At 58.8% G+C, this 17,923-nt stretch carries 17 protein-coding genes; 15 read left to right on the forward strand and 2 right to left on the reverse strand.

All coding sequences use genetic code 11. The annotated features are described in order from the left end of the window. Positions 1 to 109: 109 nt before the first annotated feature. From dapC to ACCC96_RS29415, 7 genes are all read left to right on the forward strand, one after another. Entirely contained in the window at positions 110 to 1,306 is a 1,197-nt protein-coding gene (gene dapC, locus ACCC96_RS29385; RefSeq protein WP_413697645.1) for a succinyldiaminopimelate transaminase, read from the forward strand. A 151-nt stretch (positions 1,307 to 1,457) separates the two neighbouring features. Next, positions 1,458 to 2,192: a M12 family metallopeptidase gene (locus ACCC96_RS29390; protein WP_413697646.1), complete on the forward strand. Its 735-nt coding sequence runs from the start codon at positions 1,458 to 1,460 to the stop codon at positions 2,190 to 2,192. A gap of 52 nt (positions 2,193 to 2,244) precedes the next feature. Then, a complete protein-coding gene (locus ACCC96_RS29395; RefSeq protein WP_413697647.1) occupies positions 2,245 to 3,018 on the forward strand; it encodes a hypothetical protein in 774 nt (257 codons plus the stop codon). 390 nt (positions 3,019 to 3,408) lie between these two features. After that, on the forward strand, positions 3,409 to 3,771 hold the full coding sequence (locus ACCC96_RS29400) for an ArsC family reductase (RefSeq protein ID WP_258671060.1): 363 nt from the start codon (positions 3,409 to 3,411) through the stop codon (positions 3,769 to 3,771). A gap of 33 nt (positions 3,772 to 3,804) precedes the next feature. After that, positions 3,805 to 4,839, forward strand: coding sequence for a 2,3,4,5-tetrahydropyridine-2,6-dicarboxylate N-succinyltransferase (gene dapD / locus ACCC96_RS29405; protein WP_413697648.1), 1,035 nt, complete (start codon positions 3,805 to 3,807; stop codon positions 4,837 to 4,839). 91 nt (positions 4,840 to 4,930) lie between these two features. Continuing rightward, the gene (locus ACCC96_RS29410) at positions 4,931 to 6,136 is read left to right on the forward strand and encodes an aminotransferase class V-fold PLP-dependent enzyme (protein WP_413697649.1); all 1,206 of its coding nucleotides are present in this window, start codon (positions 4,931 to 4,933) and stop codon (positions 6,134 to 6,136) included. After that, positions 6,133 to 6,537, forward strand: coding sequence for a SufE family protein (locus ACCC96_RS29415; protein WP_413697650.1), 405 nt, complete (start codon positions 6,133 to 6,135; stop codon positions 6,535 to 6,537). Before ACCC96_RS29410 ends, ACCC96_RS29415 begins: the two co-directional genes overlap by 4 nt. A 41-nt stretch (positions 6,538 to 6,578) precedes the next feature. Here the strand turns inward: ACCC96_RS29415 and tcdA are convergent, their stop codons facing one another. Beyond that, positions 6,579 to 7,391, reverse strand: a complete 813-nt coding sequence (gene tcdA, locus ACCC96_RS29420) for a tRNA cyclic N6-threonylcarbamoyladenosine(37) synthase TcdA (RefSeq protein WP_371929203.1) — start codon at positions 7,389 to 7,391, stop codon at positions 6,579 to 6,581. A 287-nt stretch (positions 7,392 to 7,678) separates the two neighbouring features. Here tcdA and ACCC96_RS29425 point away from each other — a divergent pair, with 287 nt between their 5' ends. The 4 genes from ACCC96_RS29425 (at position 7,679) to ACCC96_RS29440 (ending at position 12,843) form a co-directional block, all read left to right on the forward strand. After that, positions 7,679 to 10,267 carry a glycosyltransferase gene (locus ACCC96_RS29425; RefSeq protein WP_413697651.1) on the forward strand — a complete coding sequence of 863 codons (2,589 nt, stop codon included), beginning with the start codon at positions 7,679 to 7,681 and terminating at the stop codon, positions 10,265 to 10,267. A 142-nt stretch (positions 10,268 to 10,409) separates the two neighbouring features. Beyond that, the gene (gene dapE, locus ACCC96_RS29430; protein ID WP_019647796.1) at positions 10,410 to 11,561 is read left to right on the forward strand and encodes a succinyl-diaminopimelate desuccinylase; all 1,152 of its coding nucleotides are present in this window, start codon (positions 10,410 to 10,412) and stop codon (positions 11,559 to 11,561) included. Further along, complete coding sequence (locus tag ACCC96_RS29435) at positions 11,561 to 12,373, forward strand: putative RNA methyltransferase (RefSeq protein ID WP_413697652.1); 813 nt, start codon at positions 11,561 to 11,563, stop codon at positions 12,371 to 12,373. Before dapE ends, ACCC96_RS29435 begins: the two co-directional genes overlap by 1 nt. A 92-nt stretch (positions 12,374 to 12,465) precedes the next feature. Then, positions 12,466 to 12,843 carry a hypothetical protein gene (locus ACCC96_RS29440; RefSeq protein WP_018927031.1) on the forward strand — a complete coding sequence of 126 codons (378 nt, stop codon included), beginning with the start codon at positions 12,466 to 12,468 and terminating at the stop codon, positions 12,841 to 12,843. Between the two features lie 80 nt (positions 12,844 to 12,923). Here ACCC96_RS29440 and ACCC96_RS29445 read toward each other — a convergent pair whose 3' ends face one another. Continuing rightward, positions 12,924 to 13,133 carry a cold shock domain-containing protein gene (locus ACCC96_RS29445; protein WP_007940478.1) on the reverse strand — a complete coding sequence of 70 codons (210 nt, stop codon included), beginning with the start codon at positions 13,131 to 13,133 and terminating at the stop codon, positions 12,924 to 12,926. A 239-nt stretch (positions 13,134 to 13,372) separates the two neighbouring features. Here ACCC96_RS29445 and plsB point away from each other — a divergent pair, with 239 nt between their 5' ends. The 4 genes from plsB (at position 13,373) to ACCC96_RS29465 (ending at position 17,848) form a co-directional block, all read left to right on the forward strand. Then, the gene (plsB, locus tag ACCC96_RS29450) at positions 13,373 to 15,871 is read left to right on the forward strand and encodes a glycerol-3-phosphate 1-O-acyltransferase PlsB (protein ID WP_413697653.1); all 2,499 of its coding nucleotides are present in this window, start codon (positions 13,373 to 13,375) and stop codon (positions 15,869 to 15,871) included. Positions 15,872 to 15,969: 98 nt separating this feature from the next. Next, a complete protein-coding gene (locus ACCC96_RS29455) occupies positions 15,970 to 16,656 on the forward strand; it encodes a hypothetical protein (protein ID WP_413697654.1) in 687 nt (228 codons plus the stop codon). A 50-nt stretch (positions 16,657 to 16,706) separates the two neighbouring features. Further along, a complete protein-coding gene (locus ACCC96_RS29460) occupies positions 16,707 to 17,105 on the forward strand; it encodes a YbaY family lipoprotein (protein WP_019647791.1) in 399 nt (132 codons plus the stop codon). Positions 17,106 to 17,158: 53 nt separating this feature from the next. Next, positions 17,159 to 17,848, forward strand: a complete 690-nt coding sequence (locus tag ACCC96_RS29465; protein ID WP_413697655.1) for a DUF4197 domain-containing protein — start codon at positions 17,159 to 17,161, stop codon at positions 17,846 to 17,848. Positions 17,849 to 17,923 lie beyond the last annotated feature (75 nt).

A 17,923-nucleotide genomic window follows, 5' to 3' on the forward strand; every position in this document is an offset into this window, starting at 1 on the left:
GCTCCCGCTGGGTCGCGAAGCGACCCCAAAAGCTTGCGACTGCTGCGCAGTCGAACGGGAGCAAGCTCCCTCGCCACACAGGCCCGCTCCCACATTGAACGAGGCCCCCATGAACAACGCTCTGAACCAGTTGCAGCCCTACCCGTTCGAAAAGCTCCGCGCCCTGCTCGGCAGCGTCACGCCAAACCCGGACAAACGCGCCATCGCGTTGTCCATCGGCGAACCGAAGCACCGCTCGCCAAGCTTTGTCGCCGAAGCCCTGGCAAGCAATCTGGATCAGATGGCCGTGTACCCGACCACCCTCGGCATCCCGGCCCTGCGTGAAGCGATCGCCGCATGGTGCGAACGCCGTTTCAGCGTTCCAAATGGCTGGCTCGACCCCGCGCGCAACGTGCTGCCGGTCAACGGCACCCGCGAAGCGTTGTTCGCATTCACCCAGACCGTGGTCAACCGCGGCGAAGACGCGCTGGTGGTCAGCCCGAACCCGTTCTATCAGATCTATGAAGGTGCGGCGTTCCTGGCAGGAGCCAAGCCACATTACCTGCCATGCCTGGACGAAAACGGCTTCAACCCGGATTTCGACGCTGTTTCGCCAGACATCTGGAAGCGTTGCCAGATCCTGTTCCTGTGCTCGCCGGGTAACCCCACCGGCGCGCTGATCCCGGTTGAAACCCTGAAAAAACTGATCGCCCTGGCCGACGAATACGACTTCGTGATCGCCGCTGACGAGTGCTACAGCGAACTGTACTTCGACGAACAAACCCCGCCGCCGGGCCTGCTGAGTGCCTGCGTCGAGCTGGGCCGCAAGGACTTCAAACGCTGCGTGGTGTTCCACAGCCTGTCCAAACGCTCCAACTTGCCGGGCCTGCGCTCAGGCTTTGTGGCCGGCGATGCGGACATCCTCAAGGGCTTCCTGCTGTATCGCACTTACCACGGCTGTGCGATGCCGGTTCAAACGCAACTGGCCAGCGTTGCCGCGTGGAACGACGAAGTGCATGTGCGGGCCAACCGTGCGCTGTACCGTGAGAAGTACGATGCGGTATTGGAAATCCTCAGCCCGGTGATGGACGTGGAGCGGCCGGATGGCGGCTTTTACTTGTGGCCGAATGTTGAAGGTGATGACGCGGCGTTCTGCCGGGATCTGTTCGAGCAAGAGCATGTGACCGTGGTGCCGGGCTCTTATCTTTCCCGTGAAGTTGATGGTTTCAATCCGGGTACCGGTCGCGTGCGCATGGCACTGGTCGCGCCGCTGGTTGAATGCGTAGAAGCCGCCGAACGTATTCGCGCCTTTATCAAACGTCGATAATAAGACTGTAATAGCGCCCCCTTGCAATGAGGGGGCGTCTTGCCTGCAACAACCCGCCTCAAATACAACTTTGATCTACTCGCAAATTAACAATAATATCGCCCCACCTGAAAAAAGGTTAGACCATACCACCTAAAACAAGGACGTTTATATGTGCAAACTATCATCATGCATAACGCTTAAGCCTGCCAGCGAAGAAGCCTCTTATGAAGCAGCAATCAAAGTAAACCCAAACAACGCACCTAAACGCAGACCCGGCGAATTCTCTATTAACGCTATCGCAAGCCATACAAAGTTATGGCCTAAACATCGATGGCTTACAATATCTTTCCTCGACAATCCGCCTGCAGCATTGCAAGACGCCATCGAACGGCTTATCTGGCAATGGGATCCTCATGTCAGTCTTATCTTCGGAGTGTCCAAGGACGCCGACGCGGACATCAGAATCTCGACAAACACAACGCTGAACGGCTCCTCCATCGGCACTGACGCCCTTACCGTCGAAGCGGGGAAACCGACAATGTATATCGGCCTTAAACCTTCAGACCCAGACTTCAAGGTGACGGTGCTGCATGAGTTCGGGCACGCACTGGGTCTGGAGCACGAGCACCAGCACCCCCACGCCAATATCCCATGGAACAAGCCTAAAGTTTATAAAGCGTATGCGGCGCAATTTGGTTGGTCTAAAGAACTGGTTGATGATCAATTATTCACACCCAAAGGAACAGACAGCTTGCGAATCGCGCCCTACGATAAAACGTCGATTATGCACTACCCCGTGGACAAGGAGTTTACGGATGGCATCTGGGAAGTAGGCACCTACACGGAACTTAGCGAACAAGACATAACATCGATTGGCGAGTTCTACCCAAAAAACAACTATTGATTTCAGCGCAGGCTATTCACCCTTTAAACAAAATAAACACGGAAGTTTAAACATGAATGATTTACCTCATCGTTTTACCGAACAATCGGTAGACCCTAATGCCTCATACGACGCGGCAATAACTGAAAACCCAGCAAACCAAGGCGTTTCCTCTGGTCGGACAAAAAGAGCAGTGGCCCTGGCAGTGGCCCGGCACACCAAATTCTGGGCGCCAGGCCGCACATTGCGCATTGCGTTTTTGAACGGCAATCAAGCGTTCAAGGATGCAGTCAAGAAAGCCGCGGACAACTGGTTGCCCCATGTCAATCTGAAGTTCGATTTTGTAGAAGGGACAGAAGGTGATATCCGCATCCGTAGCGAGCCTGGGGTTTACTGGTCCTATATCGGCACCAACGCTTTACTGGAAACAGAAGGCCCGACGATGTTGCTCTCACCGGATCTGCGCATGCCCGGTTTTTTTGCTGCCAATGTGATGCACGAGTTTGGCCACGCTCTGGGTGCCGAACACGAACACCTGCACCCTGAAATGAACATCCCTTGGAACAAACAAGCTGTCTACGAGCTTCATGGCACTAGCGAAGACGATGATGAGGACAGTTACATGCGACGCGAAGTCGATCAACGCTACTTCAATCTACTCGACGCGAGCGAGGTCAATTACTCGCCCTATGATCCGCAGTCAATCATGCACTATGCCATCCACCAGGAATGGACTCACGGCGACTTCAAAATCCACCTCAACTTGGTCCTCAGCGAAAAAGACAAAGCGTTCATGTCCAAGGCTTACCCGTATCCCACCGCAGAAAACGAGCAAGCATCTCATTGACGAGCCGCGCTAATTTGACCTGATCCAAGCCTCACTCAAATCCGCGCCCTCAACACTTCGCGCAACACGTCATCACCCATCTGGTGATGATGGCTCAGGCTATACAACTCAAGGCGCTGCGCCCGCAGCGCCTTCAATCGCAGACGCCGCTCCAACAAATCTATCTCAAAGGCCCATGCCTGGACTTCGGCCGAATCGTTGAAAACCTGGCATAAAGCACGGCTCCCAAGCAACCGACAGCATTGAAGTGCCATATTAGCCGCTTAGACTGCCGGCTGACCGTCGCACCAATGTCGCACCTCCGCTCACACAGGGTTTTGGGTTTTAACTGAAGGGTCATGGCATAATCCGTCACCTTTTATTCTCAGCACCTGCAAAGGGGGCAATTCCTTGACCGTTTCAAGCAAAACGTTGCACCTTTTCGGCATCAAAGCCTGCGACACCATGAAAAAAGCGCGCAACTGGCTCGATGAACACGCTGTCGGCTATGACTTCCATGATTACAAAGCGGTCGGAATCGACCGTGAACACCTGACCCAATGGTGCGAGGAGCACGGCTGGCAAGTGGTGTTGAACCGTGCAGGCACGACCTTTCGCAAGCTCGACGACGAACGCAAAGCCGATCTCGACCAGCCGAAAGCCATCGAACTGATGCTCGCACAACCCTCGATGATCAAGCGCCCGGTGCTCGATCTCGGTGACCGAACCCTGATTGGCTTCAAGCCAGATATCTACGCGGCCGCACTCAAGTAAGGCAGCCCGTTCCATTTTGTTAGAGGTATCAACATGTCCACTACCCTGTTCAGCCTGGCCTTTGGTGTCGGCACTCAAAACCGTCAAGGCGCATGGCTGGAAGTGTTTTACGCGCAGCCACTGCTCAACCCTTCGGCCGAACTGGTCGCGGCCATTGCCCCGATCCTGGGCTACACCGAAGGCAATCAGGCCATCGCCTTCAGCACCGCTCAGGCGTCGCAACTGGCTGAAGCGCTCAAAGGCGTCGACGCAGCTCAGGCTGCCTTGCTGACCCGTCTGGCCGAGAGCCACAAGCCGCTGGTTGCCACACTGCTGGCCGAAGACGCGCAACTGAGCTCCACGCCTGAGGCTTACCTCAAGCTGCACCTGCTGTCCCACCGCCTGGTCAAGCCGCACGGCCTGAACCTGGCCGGGATCTTCCCGCTGCTGCCGAACGTGGCTTGGACCAGCCAGGGTGCGATCGACCTGTCCGAGCTGGCCGAACATCAACTGGAAGCCCGTCTGCGCGGCGAGCTACTGGAAGTGTTCTCGGTGGACAAGTTCCCGAAAATGACCGACTACGTGGTACCGGCCGGCGTGCGTATCGCTGACGCAGCACGTATTCGTCTGGGCGCCTACGTGGGCGAAGGCACCACCGTGATGCACGAAGGTTTCGTCAACTTCAACGCTGGCACCGAAGGCCCGGGCATGATCGAAGGCCGTGTATCGGCTGGCGTGTTCGTCGGCAAGGGTTCGGACCTGGGCGGCGGCTGCTCCACCATGGGCACCCTGTCGGGTGGCGGCAACATCGTGATCAAGGTTGGCGAAGGCTGCCTGATCGGCGCCAACGCCGGTATCGGCATCCCGTTGGGCGATCGCAACACCGTTGAGTCGGGCCTGTACGTGACGGCCGGTACCAAGGTTGCGCTGCTGGACGAGCACAACAAACTGGTCAAAGTGGTTAAAGCCCGTGAACTGGCCGGTCAACCTGACCTGTTGTTCCGCCGCAATTCGGAAACCGGTGCCGTGGAGTGCAAAACCCACAAATCGGCTATCGAACTGAACGAAGCGCTGCACGCTCACAACTAAGCAGAGCGTCAAACGATCACCTGTGCAGGAGCGAGCTCCGCTCCTACACAGGTCAGGCGTACACCCGCCCATGTCACCAGGGCCGAACAACATGATGATTCCTTCTCCCTGGCGCGCCGATTTTCCGGCCATCGCCGCACTGCAACGGCAAGACCAGACTTATCTGGACAACGCCGCCACCACGCAAAAACCTCAAGCCCTGCTGGATGCCCTGGCGCATTACTACACCAACGGCGCGGCCAACGTGCATCGGGCGCAACATTTGCCCGGCGCCCATGCCACCCAGGCGTTCGAGGACAGCCGCCGCAAAGTTGCGCAATGGCTCAATGTCGGCGATTGCGGACAGATTATCTTTACCCACGGTGCGACTTCCGCGCTGAACCTCCTGGCCTATGGCCTGGAACACCTTTTCAATCCGGGCGATGAAATTGTCATCAGCGCTCTGGAGCATCACGCCAACCTGTTGCCGTGGCAGCAACTGGCTCACCGTCGCGACCTGAAGCTGGTGATCCTGCCGCTGAATGTCGACGGTTTGATCGACCTGGATGTCGCCGCGCAGTTGATCGGTCCGCGAACCCGTTTGCTGGCAGTCAGCCAGCTGTCCAACGTGCTGGGCGCCTGGCAACCGTTGCCCGCGCTGTTGGCGATGGCCAAGGCACACAACGCGCTGACCGTGATCGACGGCGCCCAAGGCGTGGTTCATGGTCGGCACGACGTGCAGGCACTGGGCTGCGACTTCTACGTGTTTTCCAGCCACAAACTCTACGGCCCCGATGGCCTGGGCGTGCTGTTCGGGCGCAACGAAGCGCTGCAACAGCTGCGCCCCTGGCAGTTCGGCGGCGAAATGGTGCTGGACGCCAACTACCACGATGCTCGCTTTCGGTCCGCACCGCTGGGGTTCGAGGCCGGTACGCCGCCGATCGCCAGTGTGATCGGCCTGGGCGCAACGCTGGACTACCTGACCGGGCTGGATCAGGACGCCGTGTCCGCCCACGAAGCGGCGCTGCATGACTATTTACTCAAAGGCCTGGAAGCGCGCAACGGCATTCGCCTGCTGGGCAAACCGCAACTGGCCCTGGCCAGTTTTGTCGTCGAGGGTGTGCATAACTCGGATCTGGCGCACTTGCTGACCGAACAGGGCATCGCCGTGCGCGCTGGTCATCATTGCGCCATGCCGTTGCTCAAAAGCTTTGAACTGGCTGGGGCGATTCGGGTGTCGTTGGCGTTGTACAACGACTCCGAAGACCTTGAGCGCTTTTTCGAAGCACTGGATCAGGCCCTGGAGTTGTTGCGATGACCTTGCCCGTCGATGCCGTTACAGCGCTGGATACGTTTCAGCAGGCGGCGAACTGGGAACAGCGGGCGCGGCTGTTGATGCAGTGGGGCGACCGTCTGCCAGCGTTGAGCGATGTGGATAAAGTCGACGCCAACCGCGTGCACGGTTGTGAAAGCCAGGTCTGGCTGGTCGGCACATTGCAGGACGGGCACTGGCAATTCAGCGCCAGCAGCGATGCGCGATTGATTCGCGGATTGGTGGCGTTGCTGCTGGCGCGGGTCAACGGGTTGTCTGCAGTTGAGTTGCAACAGGTGGATTTGGCGGATTGGTTCAGTCAGCTGGGGCTGGGTCGCCAGTTGTCCCAGTCCCGTAGCAATGGCTTGAATGCGGTGTTGCAGCGGATGCGTGAGCTAGCGCACTGATCGTTCCCACGCTCTGCGTGGGAACGATCGAACCACAACCATTAAACCTGAGGTTTGACCCGATCCGCCGGGCGTCGAACCCCAGCCACAATCTTATCCACAGCCTTGGTCGCCGCGACCATGCCAAACGTCGCCGTCACCATCATCACCGCGCCAAAGCCCCCGGCGCAGTCGAGCTTCACGCCGTCCCCGACAAAACTCTTCTGCAGGCAAATGCTGCCATCGGGTTTTGGATAGCGCAGTTGCTCGGTGGAAAACACGCACGGCACGCTGTAGTGACGGGTCACGGTACGGGAGAAGCCGTAGTCGCGGCGCAATGTAGAGCGCACTTTCGACGCCAGCGGATCGTTGAACGTGCGGTTCAGGTCGCAGACCTGGATCAGCGTCGGGTCGATCTGCCCTCCCGCGCCGCCGGTGGTGATGATCTGGATCTTGCGCCGCTTGCACCAGGCGATCAGCGCCGCCTTGGCGTTGACACTGTCGATGCAGTCGATCACGCAGTCGATGTTCGGCGTAATGTACTCGGCCATGGTTTCGCGGGTGACGAAATCCGCCACCGCATGCACCGTGCAGTCCGGGTTGATTCCGCGCAGGCGCTCGGCCATCACCTCGACCTTGGGCTTGCCGACGGTGCTGTCCAGCGCATGCAGCTGACGGTTGACGTTGCTGACGCAGACGTCGTCGAGGTCGAACAGCGATATCTCGCCAACGCCACACCGGGCAACCGCTTCCGCCGCCCAGGAACCGACACCACCGACGCCGACGATCGCCACATGGGCCGCGCGCAAGCGCTCCATGCCTTCAATGCCATACAAGCGGGCGATACCAGCAAACCGCGGATCTTCTGTACTCATGACCATTACCCCAAAAACCGGCGCGCATTATAGGGCTGTCGGCGGCCAAGAGCATCTTTGCACTATGAACGGCGGTGTCGACTGCTTTAATTGACAAAAAATTGATCGGAATTGGACTACAACGCTCTGGTCAAAGAACTTAAGTCGACCTGGATTGCCCAATGTCGGGCGTTTCCCTGTTCGCTGTACGGTCAGAGAACCTCCAGTGTAGGATGCGCGCCCCTGCCACCTGGCAGCCGGCCGCCAACCGTTCCTTCGTTCCACAGCCTTTGGAACCCGAAAAAGCTATGTCATCGCGTAAATTTGGACTCAACCTGGTAGTGGTTCTAGCAATCGCCGCCTTGTTCACCGGTTTCTGGGCGTTGGTCAATCGCCCGGTCACCGCCCCCAACTGGCCTGAACAGATCTCCGGCTTCTCGTACTCGCCATTTCAACAAGGCCAGTACCCGCAGAAAGACCAGTATCCGACCGACGATGAAATGCGTCGTGACCTGGAGATCATGAGCAAGCTGACGGACAACATCCGGACCTACTCGGTCGACGGCACGCTGGAGGACATTCCCAAACTGGCGGAAGAGTTCGGCCTGCGGGTGACCCTGGGGATCTGGATCAGCCCGGACCAGGAGCGCAACGAGCGCGAGATTCAGCGCGCCATCCAACTGGCCAACACCTCCCGCAGCGTGGTTCGCGTCGTGGTCGGTAACGAGGCGATCTTCCGCAAGGAAATCACTGCTGCCGAGCTGAGCGTGATCCTCGATCGTGTGCGCGCGGCCGTTAAGGTTCCGGTCACCACCTCCGAACAGTGGCACGTCTGGGAAGAAAACCCGAGCTTAGCCAAGCACGTCGACCTGATCGCCGCTCACGTTCTGCCCTACTGGGAGTTCATCCCTGTGGACAAGGCCGGCCAGTTCGTTCTTGACCGCGCCCGTGACCTGAAAAAGATGTTCCCGAAAAAACCGTTGCTGCTCTCCGAAGTCGGCTGGCCGAGCAACGGCCGCATGCGCGGTGGCGCCGATGCGTCGCCGGCAGACCAGGCCATTTACTTGCGTACCTTGGTCAACAAACTCAACCGCCAGGGTTTCAACTACTTCGTGATCGAAGCGTTTGACCAACCGTGGAAGGCCAGTGACGAAGGCTCGGTGGGCGCGTATTGGGGCGTGTTCAACGCCGCGCGCCAGCAGAAATTCAACTTCGAAGGCCCGGTGGTGGCGATCCCGCAATGGCGCGTACTGGCTATCGGCTCGGTAGTGCTGGCATTGCTGTCCCTGACCCTGCTGATGATCGACGGCTCGGCCCTGCGTCAACGCGGCCGTACCTTCCTGACCTTTATCGCGTTCTTGTGCGGTTCGGTGCTGGTGTGGATCGGTTACGACTACAGCCAGCAATACAGCACCTGGTTCAGTCTGACGGTGGGCTTCCTGCTCGCCCTCGGTGCTCTCGGGGTGTTTATCGTGCTGCTGACCGAAGCCCACGAACTGGCCGAAGCAGTCTGGACCCACAAACGCCGGCGTGAATTCCTGCCAGTGCTGGGCGAATCAGACTACCGACCGAAGGTGTCGATTCACGTGCCGTGCTACAACGAGCCGCCGGAGATGGTCAAACAGACCCTCAACGCCCTGGCCAATCTCGACTATCCGGACTTCGAAGTCCTGATCATCGACAACAACACCAAGGACCCGGCGGTCTGGGAACCGGTGCGCGATTATTGCGAAACCCTCGGCCCGCGCTTCAAGTTCTTCCACGTGTCGCCACTGGCCGGTTTCAAGGGCGGTGCGCTGAATTACCTGATTCCGCACACCGCCAAGGATGCCGAAGTGATCGCGGTGATCGACTCGGATTACTGCGTGCACCCGAACTGGCTCAAGCACATGGTGCCGCACTTCGCCGACCCGAAAATCGCCGTGGTGCAGTCGCCACAGGATTACCGCGACCAGAACGAAAGCACCTTCAAGAAGCTCTGCTACGCCGAATACAAAGGTTTCTTCCATATCGGCATGGTCACCCGCAACGACCGTGACGCGATCATCCAGCACGGCACCATGACCATGACCCGTCGCTCGGTGCTCGAGGAACTGGGCTGGGCCGACTGGTGTATCTGTGAAGACGCCGAGCTGGGTCTGCGTGTATTCGAAAAAGGTCTGTCGGCAGCGTATTACCACGACAGCTACGGCAAAGGCCTGATGCCCGATACCTTTATCGACTTCAAGAAACAGCGTTTCCGCTGGGCCTATGGCGCGATTCAGATCATCAAGCGTCACACCGCCAGCCTGCTGCGCGGCAAGGACACCGAGCTGACCCGTGGCCAGCGTTACCACTTCCTCGCGGGCTGGCTGCCGTGGGTGGCGGACGGCATGAACATCTTCTTCACCATCGGCGCATTGTTGTGGTCGGCGGCGATGATCATCGTGCCGCAACGGGTCGATCCACCGCTGCTGATTTTCGCGATCCCGCCATTGGCGCTGTTCGTGTTCAAGGTGGGCAAGATCATCTTCCTGTACCGCCGTGCGGTCGGGGTCAACCTGAAAGACGCCTTCTGCGCCGCGCTGGCCGGGCTGGCGTTGTCGCACACCATTGCCAAAGCGGTGCTGTACGGTTTCTTCACCAGCAGCATTCCGTTCTTCCGCACACCGAAGAATGCCGATAACCACGGCTTCTGGGTGGCGATTTCGGAGGCTCGCGAAGAGCTGTTCATCATGCTGCTGTTGTGGGGCGCGGCGCTGGGGATCTTCCTGGTGCAGGGTATACCAAGCAACGACATGCGCTTCTGGGTGACCATGTTGCTGGTACAGTCGCTGCCGTACCTGGCGGCGCTGATCATGGCGTTCCTGTCGTCGCTGCCCAAACCTTCGGTAGAAGCTGCGCCGGTACCGGCGTAATCCGTTATTAGATAACGTCAAACGGCGGCCTTCGGGCCGCCGTTTTGCTTTAGAATGATCGCCTTTTTCAATGCCAACAAACTCGGTAGGAGCTGCTTCGGCAGCCCCTACATGTTTACCGTGCGCACCTCGGAGTTCTTACATGACGGCCCACGCCGACCTTTCGCCGACCCTTCAACTCGCCATCGACCTGATCCGCCGTCCATCCGTGACGCCGATCGACGCCGATTGCCAGAAGCAGATGATGCAGCGCCTGGGCGATGCCGGTTTTATGCTGGAACCGATGCGCATCGAAGATGTGGATAACTTCTGGGCGACCCACGGCAAACACGACGGCCCGGTGCTGTGCTTCGCTGGTCACACCGACGTGGTGCCGACCGGTCCGGTGGCTGCCTGGCAGATCGATCCGTTCAACGCGGTGATCGACGAACACGGCATGCTCTGCGGCCGTGGCGCGGCAGACATGAAAGGCAGCCTTGCGTCCATGACCGTGGCGGCCGAGCGTTTCGTCGCCGACTATCCGGATCACAAGGGCAAGGTCGCGTTCCTGATCACCAGCGACGAAGAAGGCCCGGCCCATCACGGCACCAAGGCCGTAGTCGAGCGCCTTGCCGCCCGCAAGGAGCGTCTGGACTGGTGCATCGTCGGCGAACCGTCGAGCACCACCCTGGTGGGTGACGTGGTCAAGAACGGCCGTCGCGGTTCCCTCGGCGCCAAATTGACCGTGCGCGGTGTGCAGGGCCACGTGGCGTATCCGCACTTGGCGAAGAACCCGATCCACCTCGCCGCCCCGGCCCTGGCTGAACTTGCCGCCGAGCACTGGGACCACGGCAACGATTTCTTCCCGCCGACCAGTTTCCAGATATCCAACGTCAATTCCGGCACCGGCGCGACCAACGTGATTCCGGGTGATCTGGTGGCGGTGTTCAACTTCCGCTTCTCCACCGAGTCCACCGTCGAAGGCCTGCAAAAGCGCGTCGCCGACATTCTCGACAAGCATGGCCTGGACTGGCACATCGACTGGGCGCTGTCCGGCCTGCCGTTCCTGACCGAGCCAGGAGCGCTGCTCGACGCGGTGTCGGCGAGCATCAAGGACATCACCGGTCGTGACACCAAAGCCTCCACCAGCGGCGGCACTTCAGATGGGCGCTTCATCGCGACCATGGGCACCCAAGTGGTTGAACTGGGCCCGGTCAACGCGACGATCCACCAGGTCAACGAGCGTGTACTGGCGGCCGACCTCGATGTGCTGACCGAAATCTACTACCAGACCTTGATCAAGTTGCTCGCCTGATGCTCGCCTGCCCGATCTGCAGCGAACCGCTGAACGCAGTGGACAACGGTGTGGCCTGCCCCGCCGGGCACCGTTTCGACCGTGCGCGGCAGGGTTACCTGAACCTGCTGCCGGTGCAGCACAAGAACAGCCGTGACCCTGGGGATAACCAGGCGATGGTCGAAGCCCGTCGCGACTTCTTGAACGCCGGCCATTACGCGCCGGTGGCCAAGCGTCTGGCGGAACTGGCGGCCGGTTATGCGCCCCAGCGCTGGCTGGACATCGGCTGTGGCGAGGGTTATTACACCGCGCAAATCGCCGAAGCCTTGCCCAACGCCGATGGCTATGCCCTGGACATTTCCCGGGAAGCGGTCAAACGCGCCTGCAAACGCAGCCCTGCACTGACCTGGTTGATCGCCAGCATGGCGCGGGTGCCATTGGCCTCGGGCAGCTGCCAGTTTCTGGCCAGCGTGTTCAGTCCGCTGGACTGGGAAGAAGCCAAACGTCTGCTCAGCCCCGGTGGCGGCTTGATGAAAGTCGGGCCGACCAGCGGCCATCTGATGGAATTGCGTGAGCGGCTGTACGACGAAGTGCGCGAGTACACCGACGACAAGCACCTGGCGCTGGTGCCGGAAGGCATGGCGTTGCAACACAGCGAAACCCTGGAATTCAAACTGACGCTGGTCAATGGTCAGGATCGCGCGAACCTCTTGGCGATGACACCTCACGGCTGGCGCGCCAGTGCCGAACGCCGGGCAGCAGTCATCGAACAAGTGGAACCGTTCGAGGTCACCGTTTCGATGCGCTACGATTATTTCGTTCTGCAGCAGTAGTTAGAGAACAACTTTAATTTTTGGTCTTGAGCAACGGCCCAAGACCGGCTAAATCCGCGAATGGATTTTTCAGACCCGCAGCGAGGACATCCATGCGCCAACCGGACATCGAGATTTACCTGAAAGACGCCGACGTCGATCACAAAGCCATCGCGGCCTGGCTCGGCGCGGCTCTAGGCCCGTGCACCGACTGGGTTCAGAAAGGCCAGACCTACAAGTGCAAGGCTGGTAGCGTGCCAGTGACCTGGCTGCCCAAAGCCGTAGGAAAATGGAACAGCCTGTACCTGGAAAGCGACCAGACCCCATGGGAAGACGACATCGCTTGCGCCCGCGCCGCATTTGCCGCACTGAACGTCGAAGTGCGTTGCGCGCCGGGTAGCTGGGTCGAGGAAGAAGGTGAGGAAACGGCAGATCGCTGGATTCGCATCAGCGTCGATGGTGAAGAAGAGATCACCTGGAAAACCGCCTAAAACGAAAAAGATCGCAGCCTTCGGCGGCGCCCACAGGCGCGTAGGAGCTGCCGAAGGCTGCGATCTTTTGATCTTAAGCTTTACAGACCTACAACATCCTCAGCCTGCAAGCCCTTCTGCCCTTCCACCACCGCATATTCAACCTGCTGACCTTCAGTCAGCGAGCGATGCCCTTCGCCACGGATCGCGCGGTAGTGCACGAACACGTCCACCCCGTCCTGGCGCTGAATGAAGCCATAACCCTTGGCGTCGTTGAACCACTTCACGTTGCCGGTTTCGCGTGTTGCCATCTGTTCATACTCCCTTTTTATTATTGAACGGGCTTTTCGCAGGAAAGCCTTGAGGAACATCAGCCTGCATCCGACGTCCATTGAAGGGCTCCGGCGACAGACCGCCGAGTATATGACAGACGCAAAAACTCTCAACTCAAGTTTACTTAGCCGCTTTTTTGCCGATTTTCGATGAATCCGGCACACTATCGACCGCCCGAGCAAATGCTCGTTTTTTTATTCATTCACGCAGAAGCCGTATGACCCGTTCCCCGTTCCGCCGTCTTGTGTTTGGCACCCTGCGCCGACTGCTGTACCTCTGGGTTCGCTCAGAGACGATCAACCAGTCGTCGTTCACCCTTAACCTCGACCGCAGCCGGCCGGTGTTCTACGTCCTGCAAAATCCTTCGCTGACCGACCTTGCCGTGGTCGATACCGAATGCAGCAAGGCCGGCCTGCCCCGTCCGGTATTGCCGGTATCGGTGGGTGCGCTGGTGGAGCCCGCCGCGTTCTTTTACCTGACACCGGATCCCGACTGGCTTGGTCGTCAGGACAAACGCGGTGCGCCGCCAACCCTGACCCGTCTGGTCAGCGCCCTGAGCCAGAACGCCGCTGAAGACGCACAGATCATTCCGGTCAGTGTGTTCTGGGGCCAGTCGCCGGACAGCGAAAACAGCCCATGGAAGCTGCTGTTCGCCGACAGCTGGGCGGTCACCGGGCGGTTGCGCCGGTTGCTGAGCATCATCGTGCTGGGGCGCAAGACCCGGGTGCAGTTCTCGGCACCGATCCATCTGCGCGAACTGATCGAACACAACAAGGGCCACGAGCGCACGGTGCGCATGGCCCAGCGGATTCTGCGGGTGCACTTCCGCAATCTGAAAGCCGCGGTGATCGGCCCGGACATTTCCCACCGACGCAACCTGGTCAAAGGCCTGCTCAACCAGCCGCTGGTCAAGCAAGCGATCCTCGACGAAGCCGAGCGCGAAAACATCTCCCCGGAAAAAGCCAAGGCCCAGGCCTTGCGCTACGGAAACGAAATCGCCTCCGACTACACCTACACCGCGATCCGCTTCATGGAAGTGGTGCTGAGCTGGTTCTGGAACAAGATCTACGACGGGATCAAGGTCAACAACATCGAAGGCGTGCAAAAGGTCGCCCCGGGTTACGAAGTGATCTACGTCCCCTGCCACCGTAGCCACATCGACTACCTGCTGCTGTCCTATCTGCTGTTCCGCAACGGCCTGACCCCGCCGCACATCGCCGCCGGGATCAACCTCAACATGCCGGGGATCGGCGGCCTGCTACGCCGTGGCGGTGCGTTCTTCATGCGCCGCACCTTCAAGGGCAACCCGCTCTATACCTCGGTGTTCAACGAATACCTGCACACCCTGTTCACCAAAGGCTTCCCGGTCGAGTACTTCGTCGAAGGCGGCCGTTCGCGCACCGGGCGCATGCTGCAACCGAAAACCGGGATGCTCGCGATCACGCTGCGCAGCTTCCTGTGCTCGTCGCGCATGCCGATCGTGTTCGTGCCGGTGTACATCGGTTACGAGCGCGTGCTGGAAGGCCGCACCTACCTCGGCGAATTACGTGGCGCGAGCAAGAAGAAAGAATCGATCTTCGACATCTTCAAAGTCATCGGCGCGCTCAAACAGCGCTTCGGTCAGGTCGCGGTGAACTTCGGTGAGCCGATCAAACTGGCGGAGTTCCTCGACAGCGAACAGCCAGACTGGCGCCAACAGGCACACGGCCCGCAATTCAAACCGGCCTGGCTCACCGAGACCACCAACCGCCTCGGTGAGAAAGTCGCGCAGCATCTGAACGAAGCGGCGGCGATCAATCCGGTGAATCTGGTAGCCCTGGCGCTGCTGTCCACCAGCAGACTGGCGCTGGACGATCGCGCCATGGCGCGAGTGCTGGATTTGTATCTGGCGCTGTTGCGCAAGGTCCCTTATTCGCCACACACCACCCTGCCGGACGGTGACGGTCGCGCGCTGATCGAGCATGTGAAAGACATGGACCTGCTGTCCGAGCAGAGCGATGCGCTGGGCAAGATTCTGTACCTGGACGAACAAAACGCCGTCCTGATGACCTACTACCGCAACAACGTGCTGCACATTTTCGCATTGCCGTCGCTGCTGGCGAGTTTCTTCCAGAGTGCGTCGCGCATGAGCCGCGAGCAGATCCTGCGCTACACACGCGCACTGTATCCGTACTTGCAATCGGAGCTGTTCATTCGCTGGACACTGGACGAACTCGATGGCGTGATCGATCAGTGGCTCGAAGCCTTCGTCGAGCAAGGCCTGCTGCGTTTCGAGAAGGACGTGTACCTGCGTCCGGCGCCAAGTTCGCGACATTTCGTGTTGCTGACGCTGCTGTCGAAAAGCATCGCCCAGACCTTGCAGCGCTTCTACATGACCGTTTCCCTGCTGCTCAACAGCGGCCAGAACAGCATCAGCGCCGAAGAACTGGAAGACCTCTGCACGGTCATGGCCCAGCGCCTGTCGATCCTCCACGGCCTGAACGCCCCGGAGTTTTTCGACAAGAGCCTGTTCCGTCACTTTATCCAGACGATGCTCGATCTCGACGTGCTGCGCCGCGACGAAGCCGGCAAGCTGAGCTACCACGAACTGCTGGGTGAACTGGCCGAAGGCGCCGCCAAACGGGTGCTGCCAGCGGAGATTCGCTTGTCGATCCGTCAGGTGGCATTGCATCGCAGTGAGGATGCGGCAGAAACGGCGGTCGTGCCTGACGCTTGAAACTTGCTGACAACTAACCGGAACGCGCAGATGTTTTCCGGTTAGTTGATTCGTGAATTAATAGACTCCCTTTAAATAATCGCGATAAGGATATCGAGATGAGTCTATTGAACGAAGAAACCCCAAACATCACTCTGACTTTCAGTTTGCCACCTGACTTTATTGCCCCCCTCGACGGCGACAGTGAAACAATTATCGACATCCAGGTCGCCAATGCCAATCAACCGATAAAAGTCAAAAACTGGCGATACCCTTCGATTACCGATGGCCAGTTCAGTTTTTCATTTGCGCACCACTACCTGGATATCAGCGTCAAGTACCGGATCAACATACAGATGTTCCATAACCAACAACCGTTGCTGCTGGAACAGGATTACTTCGTGATCGTCAATCACGCGCCCTATCACCAGACCCTGCACTTGAGTCCGATCGGGTATTTGTATGTTGAAGCACAAGAACCGAAGGCCGTAGCCGCAGAGCAAGCGGTGACCGTCAGCCTGCATGAAACCGGGAACCCTGAAGTTGAGCTGGTACGCGTCACTCACGATGAACAAACTGCAACTTCGTTTTATTTGAAATATGACCCAGACGATGTCGTCCCCGGCAAGCGCTACGCACTGAGCGGGATTGAAAACAGATATCACCAACGCATCTCGGTCTCTCCGGGCCCTATCGAGCTTTTACCGGCACCACAACCAGCAAGTTCACGTCTATTGCTGACGTTCAATCAGTGGTTAGATACGCCCTTACGTTTGTTCACTGACACTATCGGCAAAATCCGCTAGATTTCCTTGAGCGCCGGTTTTCTTCCTATGCTCAAGTCCTGGAGGTTCCGATGAAAAAAATTGCTCTTCTTGCTGCTGCCACTTTGTTAAGCGCCTGCCAGTCAACGACACCGGCCACCAAAGTCAGCCTTGACGGCGAAATTTTCTACCTGCAACGCATCGCCCTGCCACCGAGCGCGACCCTGAGCATCACTCTGCAGGACGTGTCCCTGGCCGACGCGCCAGCGGTGGTGCTCGATGAACAGAAAGGTCCGGTCAAAGGCCAGGTGCCGTTGCCGTTTCATTTGAGCTACGATCCGGCCCAGGTCAAACCCGGTCATCGTTACTCAGTCAGCGCGCGGATTGAAGTGGACGGCAAATTAATGTTCATCACCACTGAACATCACGCCGTGCAACTGGACGGCAAAGATCCGCAGCCACTGAAAATCCGCGTCGATGCCGTCCGTTAACTGTCTTTTCTGAACTTTTTTTTTGAGCCTTTTTTCTGAATAAGGAAGCCGCCATGTTGCGCCCTACCCTTCGCTTCGCCGGCCTGTGCGCAGGCTTGATGATTTGCGCCAACGCCCTGGCACTGTCACTCAGTGACCTGTCGCAACAAGACGCCACCGGCGGCCTCAAGGACGCCCTGACCCAAGGCGCGCAGCTGGCCGTTAAACAGCTGGGCACACCCGGCGGCTTTAGCAACAACCCAGACGTGAAAATCGAACTGCCGGGAAAACTGGGTAAGGTCGCCAAGAAAATGAAACAGTTCGGCATGGGCGACCAGGTCGATCAACTGGAAACCAGCATGAACAAAGCTGCTGAAGCGGCGGTAACGCAGGCTCAGCCGATTCTGGTGGATGCGGTGAAGAAGATGACCGTGGAAGATGCCAAGGGGATTCTCAGCGGCGGCCAGGATTCGGCCACTCAGTACCTGAGCAAAACCAGCCGCGAACAGATCCGCGTCAAGTTCTTGCCGATCGTCAAGCAAGCCACCGACCAGGTGGGTTTGGCTCAGCAATACAACGCATTCGCCGGGCAAGCCGCGACGCTGGGTGTGCTGGATGCGAAAAATGCCAACATCGAAAGCTACGTTACCGAACAGGCGTTGAACGGATTGTTCGAGATGATTGGCAAACAGGAAGAAACCATTCGCAAGAACCCTGCGGCAGCGGCGACCAGTTTGGCGAAGAAAGTTTTCGGCACACTCTAAACCCGCCGGCAGCGGGCCTGTGGCGAGGGGGCTTGCCCCCTCCAGTCTCATATACACATAACCGAGCCCACCAGA

Source organism: Pseudomonas sp. Pseusp11, from assembly GCF_047304405.1.
GTDB lineage: Bacteria > Pseudomonadota > Gammaproteobacteria > Pseudomonadales > Pseudomonadaceae > Aquipseudomonas.

Coding starts and splice junctions, on each gene's coding strand:
- ACCC96_RS29440 (WP_018927031.1), top strand. CDS start 12,466: ATGCGCCAACCGGACATCGAGATTTACCTGAAAGACGCCGACGTCGAT.
- dapE (WP_019647796.1), top strand. CDS start 10,410: ATGACGGCCCACGCCGACCTTTCGCCGACCCTTCAACTCGCCATCGAC.
- plsB (WP_413697653.1), top strand. CDS start 13,373: ATGACCCGTTCCCCGTTCCGCCGTCTTGTGTTTGGCACCCTGCGCCGA.
- ACCC96_RS29445 (WP_007940478.1), bottom strand. CDS start 13,133: ATGGCAACACGCGAAACCGGCAACGTGAAGTGGTTCAACGACGCCAAG.
- ACCC96_RS29465 (WP_413697655.1), top strand. CDS start 17,159: ATGTTGCGCCCTACCCTTCGCTTCGCCGGCCTGTGCGCAGGCTTGATG.
- ACCC96_RS29455 (WP_413697654.1), top strand. CDS start 15,970: ATGAGTCTATTGAACGAAGAAACCCCAAACATCACTCTGACTTTCAGT.
- ACCC96_RS29390 (WP_413697646.1), top strand. CDS start 1,458: ATGTGCAAACTATCATCATGCATAACGCTTAAGCCTGCCAGCGAAGAA.
- dapC (WP_413697645.1), top strand. CDS start 110: ATGAACAACGCTCTGAACCAGTTGCAGCCCTACCCGTTCGAAAAGCTC.
- ACCC96_RS29395 (WP_413697647.1), top strand. CDS start 2,245: ATGAATGATTTACCTCATCGTTTTACCGAACAATCGGTAGACCCTAAT.
- tcdA (WP_371929203.1), bottom strand. CDS start 7,391: ATGAGTACAGAAGATCCGCGGTTTGCTGGTATCGCCCGCTTGTATGGC.
- dapD (WP_413697648.1), top strand. CDS start 3,805: ATGTCCACTACCCTGTTCAGCCTGGCCTTTGGTGTCGGCACTCAAAAC.
- ACCC96_RS29435 (WP_413697652.1), top strand. CDS start 11,561: ATGCTCGCCTGCCCGATCTGCAGCGAACCGCTGAACGCAGTGGACAAC.
- ACCC96_RS29460 (WP_019647791.1), top strand. CDS start 16,707: ATGAAAAAAATTGCTCTTCTTGCTGCTGCCACTTTGTTAAGCGCCTGC.
- ACCC96_RS29425 (WP_413697651.1), top strand. CDS start 7,679: ATGTCATCGCGTAAATTTGGACTCAACCTGGTAGTGGTTCTAGCAATC.
- ACCC96_RS29410 (WP_413697649.1), top strand. CDS start 4,931: ATGATGATTCCTTCTCCCTGGCGCGCCGATTTTCCGGCCATCGCCGCA.
- ACCC96_RS29415 (WP_413697650.1), top strand. CDS start 6,133: ATGACCTTGCCCGTCGATGCCGTTACAGCGCTGGATACGTTTCAGCAG.